Annotated in this window: 12 protein-coding genes; all 12 read left to right on the plus strand. The window is 63.8% G+C overall.

Annotated features, from left to right (window positions below; all coding sequences use genetic code 11):
- The 12 genes from purB (at nt 1) to nuoF (ending at nt 12,469) form a co-directional block, all read left to right on the plus strand.
- Nucleotides 1-1,371: an adenylosuccinate lyase gene (purB, locus tag AC3B6A_RS15585; protein ID WP_488398114.1), complete on the plus strand. Its 1,371-nt coding sequence runs from the start codon at nt 1-3 to the stop codon at nt 1,369-1,371.
- Between the two features lie 60 nt (nt 1,372-1,431).
- The gene (locus AC3B6A_RS15590; protein ID WP_488398115.1) at nt 1,432-2,607 is read left to right on the plus strand and encodes a ribosomal protein uL16 3-hydroxylase; all 1,176 of its coding nucleotides are present in this window, start codon (nt 1,432-1,434) and stop codon (nt 2,605-2,607) included.
- Complete coding sequence (locus AC3B6A_RS15595; RefSeq protein ID WP_015477471.1) at nt 2,600-3,028, plus strand: GNAT family N-acetyltransferase; 429 nt, start codon at nt 2,600-2,602, stop codon at nt 3,026-3,028. Before AC3B6A_RS15590 ends, AC3B6A_RS15595 begins: the two co-directional genes overlap by 8 nt.
- An 8-nt stretch (nt 3,029-3,036) precedes the next feature.
- Nucleotides 3,037-3,663: a DUF7931 domain-containing protein gene (locus AC3B6A_RS15600; protein ID WP_488398116.1), complete on the plus strand. Its 627-nt coding sequence runs from the start codon at nt 3,037-3,039 to the stop codon at nt 3,661-3,663.
- Nucleotides 3,660-4,475, plus strand: coding sequence for a secretin N-terminal domain-containing protein (locus tag AC3B6A_RS15605; RefSeq protein WP_488398117.1), 816 nt, complete (start codon nt 3,660-3,662; stop codon nt 4,473-4,475). Before AC3B6A_RS15600 ends, AC3B6A_RS15605 begins: the two co-directional genes overlap by 4 nt.
- Before the next feature lie 506 nt (nt 4,476-4,981).
- Complete coding sequence (locus AC3B6A_RS15610; protein ID WP_488398118.1) at nt 4,982-6,577, plus strand: isocitrate lyase; 1,596 nt, start codon at nt 4,982-4,984, stop codon at nt 6,575-6,577.
- Between the two features lie 175 nt (nt 6,578-6,752).
- Nucleotides 6,753-7,244 carry a DUF4442 domain-containing protein gene (locus AC3B6A_RS15615; protein WP_488398119.1) on the plus strand — a complete coding sequence of 164 codons (492 nt, stop codon included), beginning with the start codon at nt 6,753-6,755 and terminating at the stop codon, nt 7,242-7,244.
- A 439-nt stretch (nt 7,245-7,683) separates the two neighbouring features.
- Nucleotides 7,684-8,097, plus strand: coding sequence for an NADH-quinone oxidoreductase subunit A (ndhC, locus tag AC3B6A_RS15620; RefSeq protein WP_488398120.1), 414 nt, complete (start codon nt 7,684-7,686; stop codon nt 8,095-8,097).
- 10 nt (nt 8,098-8,107) lie between these two features.
- Nucleotides 8,108-8,785 (plus strand): NuoB/complex I 20 kDa subunit family protein, encoded by a 678-nt coding sequence (locus AC3B6A_RS15625; RefSeq protein ID WP_015477477.1) that lies wholly within the window; start codon nt 8,108-8,110, stop codon nt 8,783-8,785.
- 59 nt (nt 8,786-8,844) lie between these two features.
- Complete coding sequence (gene nuoC, locus AC3B6A_RS15630; protein WP_488398121.1) at nt 8,845-10,626, plus strand: NADH-quinone oxidoreductase subunit C/D; 1,782 nt, start codon at nt 8,845-8,847, stop codon at nt 10,624-10,626.
- Complete coding sequence (nuoE, locus tag AC3B6A_RS15635) at nt 10,623-11,123, plus strand: NADH-quinone oxidoreductase subunit NuoE (RefSeq protein ID WP_488403610.1); 501 nt, start codon at nt 10,623-10,625, stop codon at nt 11,121-11,123. The genes nuoC and nuoE overlap by 4 nt, the downstream gene beginning before the upstream one ends.
- Entirely contained in the window at nt 11,120-12,469 is a 1,350-nt protein-coding gene (gene nuoF, locus AC3B6A_RS15640) for an NADH-quinone oxidoreductase subunit NuoF (protein WP_488398122.1), read from the plus strand. Before nuoE ends, nuoF begins: the two co-directional genes overlap by 4 nt.
- The last annotated feature ends 76 nt before the right edge of the window (nt 12,470-12,545 follow it).

The raw sequence follows: 12,545 nt of genomic DNA on the forward strand, positions 1-12,545 counted from the left end.
ATGCAGCTTTCCTCCCTTACCGCGGTTTCCCCCGTTGACGGCCGTTACGGCAGCAGAACCAGCGCCCTGCGTCCGATCTTCAGCGAATACGGCCTGATCCGTTTCCGCGTCCTGGTGGAGGTTCGCTGGTTGCAGCGCCTCGCCGCCCACGACGGCATCCCCGAAGTGGCGCCCTTCTCCGCCGAGGCCAACGCCCTGCTCAACCAGCTGGCCGATGACTTCCAGCTCGAGCACGCGCAGCGCATCAAGGACATCGAGCGCACCACCAACCACGACGTGAAAGCCGTGGAGTACCTGCTCAAGGAACAGGCCGCCAAGCTGCCGGAACTGGCCAAGGTCAGCGAATTCATCCACTTCGCCTGCACCTCCGAGGACATCAACAACCTGTCCCACGCCCTGATGCTGCGCGAAGGCCGCGACACCGTGCTGCTGCCGCTGATGCGCCGGATCGCCGAGTCGATCCGCGAGCTGGCGGTGAAATTCGCCGACGTGCCGATGCTCTCGCGCACCCACGGCCAGCCGGCCTCCCCGACCACCCTGGGCAAGGAACTGGCCAACGTCGTCTACCGCCTGGAGCGCCAGATCAAGCAGGTCGCCTCGGTCGAGCTGCTCGGCAAGATCAACGGCGCCGTGGGCAACTACAACGCCCACCTGTCCGCCTACCCGCAGGTCGACTGGGAAGCCAACGCCCGCGAATTCATCGAAGGCGACCTGGGCCTGAACTGGAACCCCTACACCACCCAGATCGAGCCGCACGACTACATCGCCGAGCTGTTCGACGCCATCGCGCGCTTCAACACCATCCTCATCGACTTCGACCGCGACGTCTGGGGCTACATCTCCCTGGGCTACTTCAAGCAGAAGACCATCGCCGGCGAGATCGGCTCCTCGACCATGCCGCACAAGGTCAACCCGATCGACTTCGAGAACTCCGAAGGCAACCTCGGCATCGCCAACGCGCTGTTCCAGCACCTGGCCAGCAAGCTGCCGATCTCCCGCTGGCAGCGTGACCTGACCGACTCCACCGTGCTGCGCAACCTGGGCGTCGGCTTCGCCCACAGCGTCATCGCCTACGAGGCCAGCCTCAAGGGCATCAGCAAGCTGGAACTGAACGCCGCGCGCATCGCCGATGACCTGGACGCCTGCTGGGAAGTCCTGGCCGAGCCGGTGCAGACCGTCATGCGCCGCTACGGCATCGAGAACCCCTACGAGAAGCTCAAGGAGCTGACCCGCGGCAAAGGCATCAGCGCCGAAGCCCTGCAGGTGTTCATCGACGGCCTCGACATGCCCGCCGAAGCCAAGGCCGAGCTGAAGAAACTGACTCCCGCGAACTACATCGGTAACGCCGCCGCCCAGGCCAAGCGCATCTGAGAATCGCCCCGACCTTGCACGCCCGGCTGTGCCGGGCGTTTTTATTTCAAGGACTTAACCATGAATCCTGCTATTCCTCTTCAGCTTTTGGGCGGCATCAGCGCCGAAGAATTCCTCCGCGACTACTGGCAGAAGAAACCGCTGCTGGTGCGCCAGGCCATCCCGGGCTTCAAGAGCCCGCTGGAGCCTGACGAACTGGCCGGCCTGGCCCTGGAAGAGATGATCGAGTCGCGCATCGTCGTCGAACACGGCAACAGCCCCTGGGAGCTGCGCCGCGGCCCGTTCAAGGAAGAAACCTTCAAGGAGCTGCCCGAGCGCGACTGGACCCTGCTGGTGCAGGCCGTCGACCAGTTCATCCCGGAAGTCGCCGAACTGCTGGAGCACTTCAAGTTCCTGCCCAGCTGGCGCATCGATGACGTGATGATCAGCTACGCCGCGCCCGGCGGCGGCGTAGGCCCGCACTTCGACAACTACGACGTGTTCCTCCTCCAGGGTCATGGCCACCGCCGCTGGAAGGTCGGCCAGACCTGCGACGCCAGCAGCCCGATGCTGCCTCACGCCGACCTGCGCATCCTCGCCGAATTCGAAGAGAGCGCCGAATGGGTGCTGGAGCCCGGCGACATGCTCTACCTGCCGCCGCGCGTCGCCCACTTCGGCATCGCCGAGGACGACTGCATGACCTACTCGGTCGGCTTCCGCGCCCCCAGCGCCGCCGAAGTGCTGACCCACTTCACCGACTTCCTCGCCCAGTTCCTCTCCGACGAGGAGCGCTACAGCGACGCCGGCATGAGCGCCGTGAAAGGCGACGAAGACCAGCACAAGATCCAGCGCGACGCCCTCGACCGCCTGAAGGGCCTGCTGCAGGAACACATGAGCGACGAACGCCTGCTGCTCACCTGGTTCGGCCAGTTCATGACCGAGCCGCGCTACCCGGAACTGGTCGTCGGCGAGGAAATCGACGACGCCGAACTGGCCGGCGCCATCGAAGGCGGCGCGGTGCTGATCCGCAACCCCAGCGCGCGCATGGCCTGGAGCGAAGTGGACGTCGGCCTGCTGCTGTTCGCCAGCGGCCAGACCGTGGTGCTGCCGGAAAAGCTGCGCGAGATGCTCAAGCTGATCTGCTCGGCGGAATCGCTGCACGACGGCAATCTCGGTCAATGGCTGGCCGATGAGGATGGGCGTAAGCTCGTCGGAGAACTGATCAAACAGGGCAGCCTGGAGTTCGCCGATGAGTAGCAAGATCAGGGTTCGCGTGGCGGACTGGCAGAAGGATAATGCCGATCTGCGGCGCATTCGCGAGGCCGTGTTCATCGCCGAGCAATCGGTCCCGCCGGAACTCGAATGGGACGCCGAGGATGTCGAGGCCGTGCACTTCCTGGCCTTCGAAGGCGACTACGCCATCGGCACCGCCCGCCTCCTGCCGGACGGGCATATCGGCCGGGTGTCGGTCCTCAAGGACTGGCGCGGCCTGAAGGTCGGTGACCAACTCATGCGCGCCGCCATCGAGGAAGCCGAACGCCAGGGGCTGAAGCGCCAGTTGCTGACCGCCCAGGTCTACGCCATTCCCTTCTACGAACGGCTAGGCTTCAAGGTGGCCAGTGGCGAATTCCTCGACGCCGGCCTCCCCCACGTGGACATGGTGCGCGAAAGCGACTGAGGCTTGAGATGGAAAACGTCCCGGAACAAGACGACCTCCCGGTGGAACTGCCGGACATCGAGTTTCAGTCCCCGGGACGTTTCACCATCCACAACCCGCCCAGCGAAGCACTGCCGCCCGAGGCCCTGGAGCCCGCGCCGTTCCGCCTCGGCGGGAACGACCAGTTGCACCGATTCAGCAAGCCCGAAGAGGCCCGCGCCCACGCCCTGGCGCTGATGCAGCAGGCGCAGCGCACGCTCCACCTCTACACCCCCGACCTGGAACCCTGGCTGTACCACCACAGCAGCTTCCAGGACGCCTGCACCCGACTGCTGCTGGACAACCCACGCAATCGCCTGATGATCCTGGTGCGCGACAGCTCCCGCGCGGTGAAGGAAGGCCATCGCCTGCTCAATCTCAGCCGGCGCCTGTCCAGCTACTGCCAGATCCGCCGGATCAACCCGGACTACCCGAGCGAAGAGCACGCCTTCCTGCTGGCCGATGACTGCGGCCTGCTGCTGCGCCCCGAGCCGGGCGACTATGCCGGCTACGTGTACTACAACAATCCGGGCCGCGCCCGCCAGTTGCTGGCGCAGTTCGAACAGACCTGGAACACCAGCCTCCTCGACCCGAACCTGCGGAGCTTCCTGATTTGACCCGACAGCCCATCGCCCTGCTCCTCGCCTGCGGATTCAGCCTGGCGGCCATCGCGGCGCCGCGCACCGAAGTCATTCCGCTCAACTACCGCACCGCTGCAGACGTGCTGCCGGTGGCGCAGTCGGTGCTGGGCAACGAGGGCCGCGTCACCGCCCACGGCAACCAACTGATAGTGAATGCCGAGCAGGAGAAGATCCGCGAACTGCAGCAGGTACTCAACCAACTGGATACCCGCCCCCACCAGTTGCTCATCAGCGTCGACACCAGCGACGGCAGCCAGACCAGCCAGAGCGGCTACTCGGTGAACGGCTCGGTCAGCGCCGGCAACGTGGAAATCCAGAGTGGCCGCGGCGAAGTGAACGGCCGCGACCAGGTGCGCATCATCAACCGCTCCACCAACAGCCGCGGCGGCGGCACCCAGCAGGTGCGCACCACCGAAGGCTCGCCGGCGTTCATCCAGGTGGGCCAGAGCATGCCGGTCACCAATGCCGGCATCGGGCCTTACGGCCAGGTCTACAGCCAGACCGAGTACCGCGACGCCAACCAGGGCATGTACGTGACCGCCAGCCTCACCGGCAACCTGGTGCACATCACCCTCAGCACCCGCAACGACCGCTTCAACGGCAACTACCAGGGCTCGATGAACACCAGCGCGACCGAAACCAGCGTCAGCGGCCCGCTCGGTCAGTGGATCGAGATCGGTGGCGTCAGCGAAAGCAACCAGAGCACCCAGAGCGGCTTCGCCCGCCAGTACAGCACCCAGGGCCGCAACGACAGCAGCCTGCGGGTGAAAGTCGAAGTCCTCGACTAACCCCTCCGAAGATGACTCTCCGGTTCTCTTTAGACCTTCGTGTAGTAGTCCAAAAAAAACACTACAAAACGTTTGACGAACGCTCGTTTGAACGTGCATGATGGCCTCGCTCCCGCTAACCAGAGGGCCTGAAGCCCTCCGGATCGCGCCAGCGGCATACCTGCCGTGCCGGTCCGTGTTGTTAAGCCCACAAGGCGGATCGACGAGGTTGCGACTGGCAAGAAGTTGTCCTGAGGGACGGGGAAGCAACCAACGCAACAGCACGAATGACGGATTCAGCCGTCCACCATCGCCCAACGGCAACCACGAGCCGGCAAGCGATTCTGGATGTCACCGCTGCAGTCATCTGTCTGTACGCCGCGCCACCCCATCCTCACAGCGTCACTCCTTCTTTCGGTCGCGCCTTCGCCATCCCGCGGCGAGCAACCCGCAGTCATTACCGTTCAGGTGCGGTTTTATGTGGGTAGTCGGTGCTCAACCAAACACATTCTTTTGAAGGATTGGCCATGTCCGCATATCAGAACGAGATCAAAGCAGTCGCCGCGCTGAAAGAGAAGAACGGCAACAGCTGGAGCGCGATCAACCCCGAATACGCTGCCCGCATGCGCGTCCAGAACCGCTTCAAGACCGGTCTGGATATCGCCAAGTACACCGCAGCCATCATGCGCAAGGACATGGCTGAGTACGATGCGGACGCTTCCGTCTACACCCAGTCCCTGGGTTGCTGGCACGGCTTCATCGGCCAGCAGAAGATGATCTCCATCAAGAAGCACCTGAAGACCACCAACAAGCGCTACCTCTACCTGTCCGGCTGGATGGTCGCTGCCCTGCGCTCCGACTTCGGCCCGCTGCCGGACCAATCGATGCACGAGAAGACCGCCGTCTCCGGCCTGATCGAAGAGCTCTACACCTTCCTGCGCCAGGCTGACGCCCGCGAACTGGACCAGCTGTTCACCGCCCTGGACTCCGCTCGCGCCGCCGGCGACAAGGCCAAGGAAGCCGAAGTACAGGCTCAGATCGACAGCTTCGAAACCCACGTCGTACCGATCATCGCCGACATCGACGCCGGTTTCGGCAACGCCGAGGCCACCTACCTGCTGGCCAAGAAGATGATCGAAGCCGGCGCCTGCTGCATCCAGATCGAGAACCAGGTTTCCGACGAGAAGCAGTGCGGCCACCAGGACGGTAAAGTGACCGTTCCGCACGAAGACTTCCTCGCCAAGATCAACGCCGTTCGCTACGCATTCCTCGAACTGGGCATCGACGACGGCGTGATCGTCGCCCGTACCGACTCCCTGGGCGCCGGCCTGACCAAGCAGATCGCCGTTACCCGCGAGCCGGGCGACCTGGGCGACCAGTACAACGCCTTCCTGGACTGCGAAGAAATCTCCGCTGCCGAGCTGCAGAACGGCGACGTGGTGATCAACCGCGGCGGCAAGCTGCTGCGTCCGAAGCGCCTGGCTTCCAACCTGTTCCAGTTCCGCAAGGGCACCGGCGAAGACCGCTGCGTCCTGGACTGCATCACCTCGCTGCAGAACGGCGCAGACCTGCTGTGGATCGAAACCGAGAAGCCGCACGTTGGCCAGATCAAGAGCATGGTTGACCGCATCCGCCAGGCCATCCCGAACGCCAAGCTGGTGTACAACAACAGCCCGTCGTTCAACTGGACCCTGAACTTCCGCCAGCAGGTGTTCGATGCGTTCGTCGCCGAAGGCAAGGACGTTTCCGCCTACGACCGCGCCCAGCTGATGAGCGTCGAGTACGACGAGACCGAACTGGCCCAGATCGCCGACGAGAAGATCCGCACCTTCCAGCGCGACGGCTCGGCCCACGCCGGCATCTTCCACCACCTGATCACCCTGCCGACCTACCACACCGCCGCGCTGTCCACCGACAACCTGGCCAAGGGCTACTTCGCCGACCAGGGCATGCTGGCCTACGTGAAGGGCGTGCAGCGTCAGGAACTGCGTCAGGGCATCGCCTGCGTCAAGCACCAGAACATGGCTGGCTCGGACATCGGCGACAACCACAAAGAGTACTTCGCTGGCGAAGCCGCTCTGAAAGCCTCGGGTAAAGACAACACCATGAACCAGTTCCACTAAGGAACCCGGTTCGACCGGCCCCTCGGGGCCGGGAGGCACCGCGAGACCCCGGTATCTGCCGGGGTCTTGCTTTTTGGGCTTGGCCTGATTGCCAGCCACCCTCCTCTCGCCTACTAAAGGCACACCCGCGCAGTCATGTCAGCCTCGGGCTTCCTTGATCAGCACTGGAAGGCCCATGCCCAGGCGCAACCGTCTCGCCCTCGCCGCCCATCTCATCCAGCACCTGCCACGCCGACTCCACGAGCCGCTGCTGAGTCGCCTGTTCTGCTCCCAGGTGCGCTTCGCCGGCACAGCCGGCGTACGCATCCAGAAGCTGTCCAGCAATGAAGTGCGGATGAGCCTCGCCAACCACCGCCGGGCGCGCAATCACATCGGCGGCGTGCACGCGGCCGCAATGGCGCTGCTCGCCGAATCCGCCAGCGGCTGCATGGTTGGAATGAACCTGCCCGATCACAAACTGCCGTTGATCAAGAGCCTCAAGGTCGACTACCTGCATCGAGCCCGCGGAGGACTGCGCGCCATTGCCACACTGACATCGGAGCAGCACCGCGCGATGCTGGAGCTAGACAGGGGCGATGCGCGAATCCAGGTGGTCGTGCTGGACGATGCCGGCAGCGAACCGATCCGCTGCGAAATGCACTGGGCCTGGATCAGCAAGGAAAAATGAACCACCCCGAAGAAGGGGCGTTCAACAAAGCTGGAAAGGGATGATCGAATGTCGAAGAAGCGGTGAACCGGCAGGCTCGCCGCTTATATGTAGTAAAGTTACGGACATACGACACAGCAAATGATAATTCTTATCATTTGAAGATTGGCGATTAATTGCGGCCAAATACCTCGAAAGTACTATTCGACCAAAGCCGAAGTACCGGCACACTAGGCGCCACGGACCGCGCAGGCAGGGGGATCACGGAAATGCAAAAGCCTTTTGCCCGTTTTAGAAGCGTCTGTTTGTGTTGGAAAAATTTACTTGCTGAAGGCTTTGGGCATAAAATTGGAAAGATGACCTGAACCCTTAGCTCGCTATCCTTGAGTTGTCGGGTTCGCGCAGTCGGGCCATCGCCCGAAACCCAAGACAATCGTTATTTGTAGGAAGGAGTATCGGCATGCCCAATCCAGCTGAACTTGCAGCTCAACACTGGGGACTCGCCGCTTTCCTTTTAGGGGTGCTGGGCCTGCTCGGCTTCATGCTAGGGGTTTCCAGCCTGCTTGGCAGTAAGGCATTTGGTCGCAGCAAGAACGAACCGTTCGAATCCGGGATCGTTCCTACCGGCAGCGCACGCCTGCGCCTGTCGGCAAAATTCTATCTGGTCGCGATGCTCTTCGTGATCTTCGACGTCGAAGCCCTCTTCCTCTTCGCCTGGAGCGTGTCCGTCCGTGAAAGCGGCTGGTCCGGTCTGATCGAGGCAACCATTTTCATAGCAATTCTGTTGGCAGGTCTTGTCTACCTCTGGCGTATCGGCGCGCTCGACTGGGCGCCGGCGGCACGTCGTGCACGGCAGGCGAAGCTAAAACAATGAGGCTTTGGCGATGCAATACAAACTTACCCGGATCGATCCGGATGCGCCCAATGATCAGTACCCGATCGGCCAGCGCGAAACGGTAGAAGACCCGCTCATCGAGGGGCAGGTCCACAAGAACATCTTCATGGGCAAGCTGGAGGATGTTCTCAACGGTGCGGTGAACTGGGGTCGCAAGAACTCCCTGTGGCCGTACAACTTCGGCCTGTCCTGCTGCTACGTGGAGATGACCACGGCGTTCACCGCGCCGCACGACATCGCCCGTTTCGGCGCCGAAGTGATCCGTGCATCACCGCGCCAGGCCGACTTCATGGTCATCGCCGGCACCTGCTTCATCAAGATGGCTCCGGTCATCCAGCGCCTGTACGAGCAGATGCTGGAACCCAAGTGGGTGATCTCGATGGGTTCGTGCGCCAACTCCGGCGGCATGTACGACATCTACTCGGTCGTTCAGGGGGTCGACAAGTTCCTCCCCGTGGACGTTTACATCCCCGGCTGCCCGCCCCGTCCGGAGGCGTTCCTGCAAGGCCTGATGCTGCTGCAGGAATCCATCGGCCAGGAGCGTCGCCCGTTGTCCTGGGTGGTTGGCGATCAAGGCATCTACCGTGCCGACATGCCTGCCCAGAAGGATCTCAAGCGCGAACAGCGTATTGCGGTCACCAACCTGCGCAGCCCCGACGAAGTGTGATCCGGCCCTCCACGAGAGGCCCGTTTTCACTCCACCGTTGACCGATAGTGACCGAGACTATGACTGCAGACTCCGCTCTGTACATCCCGCCTTACAAGGCAGACGACCAAGACATCGTCGTCGAACTGAACTCCCGCTTTGGCGCCGAGACCTTCACCGTCCAGGCCACCCGCACCGGCATGCCGGTACTCTGGGTGCCCCGTGAGCGCCTGATCGACGTCCTCACCTTCCTGCGCAACGTGCCCAAGCCGTACGTCATGCTCTACGACCTCCACGGGGTCGACGAGCGCCTGCGCACCCACCGCCGCGGCCTGCCGAACGCCGACTTCAGCGTGTTCTACCACCTGATGTCGCTTGAGCGTAACAGCGACGTGATGATCAAGGTTGCCCTGTCCGAAGGCGACCTCAACCTGCCCACCGCCACCCGTATCTGGCCGAACGCCAACTGGTACGAGCGTGAAGTCTGGGACATGTACGGCATCACCTTCACCGGCCACCCGCACCTGACCCGCATGCTGATGCCGCCGACCTGGGAAGGCCATCCGCTGCGCAAGGACTACCCGGCGCGCGCCACCGAGTTCGATCCCTACTCCCTCTCCGTCGCCAAGCAGGAGCTGGAGCAGGAAGCCCTGCGCTTCAAGCCCGAAGACTGGGGCATGAAGCGCCACGGCGAGAACGAGGACTTCATGTTCCTCAACCTCGGCCCGAACCACCCGTCCGCCCACGGTGCGTTCCGCATCATCCTGCAGCTGGACGGTGAAGAGATCCTCGACTGCGTTCCGGAGATCGGCTACCACCACCGTGGCGCCGAGAAGATGGCCGAGCGTCAGTCCTGGCACAGCTTCATCCCCTACACCGACCGTATCGACTACCTCGGCGGGGTGATGAACAACCTGCCGTACGTGCTCTCGGTCGAGAAGCTCGCCGGCATCAAGGTGCCGCAGCGCGTCGACGTCATCCGCATCATGATGTCGGAGTTCTTCCGCATCCTGAACCACCTCCTCTACCTGGGCACCTACATCCAGGACGTGGGCGCGATGACCCCGGTGTTCTTCACCTTCACCGACCGCCAGCGCGCCTACAAGGTCGTCGAAGCCATCACCGGCTTCCGCCTGCACCCGGCCTGGTACCGCATCGGCGGCGTCGCCCACGATCTGCCGCGCGGCTGGGACAAGCTGGTCCGCGAATTCCTCGACTGGATGCCCAAGCGCCTGGACGAGTACGAAACCGCCGCCCTGAAGAACAGCATCCTGCGTGGCCGTACCATCGGCGTTGCCCAGTACAACACCAAGGAAGCGCTGGAATGGGGCACCACCGGCGCCGGACTGCGCGCCACTGGCTGCGACTTCGACCTGCGCAAGGCCCGCCCCTACTCCGGCTACGAGAACTTCGAGTTCGAAGTGCCGCTGGCGGCCAACGGCGACGCCTACGACCGCTGCATGGTCAAGATGGGCGAAATGCGCCAGAGCCTGCGCATCATCGAGCAGTGCCTGAAGAACATGCCCGAAGGCCCGTACAAGGCCGACCACCCGCTGACCACGCCGCCGCCCAAAGAGCGCACGCTGCAGCACATCGAAACCCTGATCACCCACTTCCTGCAGGTTTCCTGGGGCCCGGTCATGCCGGCCAACGAAGCCTTCCAGATGGTGGAAGCGACCAAGGGCATCAACAGCTACTACCTGACGAGCGATGGCAGCACCATGAGCTACCGGACCCGCATCCGGACGCCCAGCTTCGCGCACCTGCAGCAGATTCCGTCGGTGATCAACGGCAGCATGATCGCTGACCTGATCGCCTATCTGGGCAGTATCGACTTCGTTATGGCCGACGTGGACCGCTGATCATGAGTACCCTTATCCAGACTGACCGTTTCGAACTCAGCGAAACCGAGCGCTCGGCCATCGAGCACGAGTTGCACCACTACGAGGACTCCCGCGCGGCGTCCATCGAAGCCCTGAAGATCGTCCAGAAGCAGCGCGGCTGGGTGCCGGACGGCGCCATCGGCGCCATCGCCGAGATCCTCGGCATCCCGGACAGCGACGTCGAAGGCGTGGCCACCTTCTATAGCCAGATCTTCCGCCAGCCGGTCGGCCGCCACATCATCCGCGTCTGCGACAGCATGGTCTGCTACATCGGCGGCCACGAATCCGTGGTCGGCGAGCTGCAGAAGCAGCTGGGCATCGGCCTCGGCCAGACCACCGCCGACGGCCGCTTCACCCTGCTGCCGGTGTGCTGCCTGGGCAACTGCGACAAGGCTCCGGCGATGATGATCGACGACGACACCTTCGGCGATCTGCGTCCGGACGGTGTCGCCAAACTGCTGGAGGCCTACGCATGACCCGCCTCACCTCCTACGGCACGCCCAACCGCACCGCGCGCACGGCCGAAACCCACCCGCTGACCTGGCGCCTGCGTGACGACGGGGCCCCGGTGTGGCTCGAGGAATACCAGTCGAAGAACGGCTACGCCGCCGCGCGCAAGGCGCTGGCCGAGATGGCCACCGACGACATCGTCCAGACCGTCAAGGACTCCGGCCTCAAGGGCCGCGGCGGTGCGGGCTTCCCCACCGGCGTGAAGTGGGGTCTGATGCCCAAGGACGAATCCCTCAACATCCGCTACCTGCTGTGCAACGCGGACGAGATGGAACCCAACACCTGGAAGGACCGCATGCTCATGGAGCAGATGCCGCACCTGCTGGTGGAAGGCATGCTGATCTCCGCGCGGGCGCTGAAGGCCTACCGCGGCTACATCTTCCTGCGCGGCGAGTACGTCGACGCCGCGCGCAACCTGAACCGCGCCATCGATGAAGCCAAGGCCGCCGGCCTGCTGGGCAAGAACATCCTCGGCAGCGGCTTCGACTTCGAACTGTTCGTGCACACCGGCGCCGGCCGCTACATCTGTGGCGAAGAGACCGCGCTGATCAACTCGCTGGAAGGCCGCCGCGCCAACCCGCGCTCCAAGCCGCCCTTCCCCGCCGCCGTCGGCGTCTGGGGCAAGCCGACCTGCGTGAACAACGTCGAGACCCTGTGCAACGTGCCGGCGATCGTGCAGAACGGCGTGGACTGGTACAAGGGCCTCGCCCGTCCGGGCAGCGAAGACATGGGCACCAAGCTCATCGGCTTCTCCGGCAAGGTGAAGAACCCCGGTATCTGGGAACTGCCCTTCGGCATCCAGGCCCGCGAAGTCTTCGAGGACTACGCCGGCGGCATGCGCGACGGCTACAAGCTCAAGGCCTGGCAGCCGGGCGGCGCCGGTACCGGCTTCCTCCTGCCGGAACACCTGGACGCCCCGCTGTTCGCGGCCGGCATCGCCAAGGTCGGCACCCGCATGGGCACCGGCCTGGCCATGGCGGTGGACGACAGCGTCAACATGGTCTCGCTGCTGCGCAACATGGAAGAGTTCTTCGCCCGCGAATCGTGCGGCTGGTGCACGCCGTGCCGCGACGGCCTGCCGTGGAGCGTGAAGATCCTGCGCGCACTGGAGAAAGGCCAAGGCGCCCAGGGCGACCTGGAGACCCTCGAGCAGCTCGTCAACTTCCTCGGCCCAGGCAAGACCTTCTGCGCCCACGCGCCGGGTGCCGTCGAGCCGCTGGGCAGCGCACTGAAGTATTTCCGTCCCGAGTTCGAAGCGGGCGTTTCCCGCCAGGCTCAGGCCGTACAAGCACCGCAGACCGTCGGCGCTTGATGCTTTGTTCGCCGGGCAATGCGCCCGGCGTTGTTTCGTTGTAGCGCCGCGGCATGCCGCCGGCCCGATGAAACCG

This window comes from Pseudomonas sp. B12(2026) (assembly GCF_057767015.1).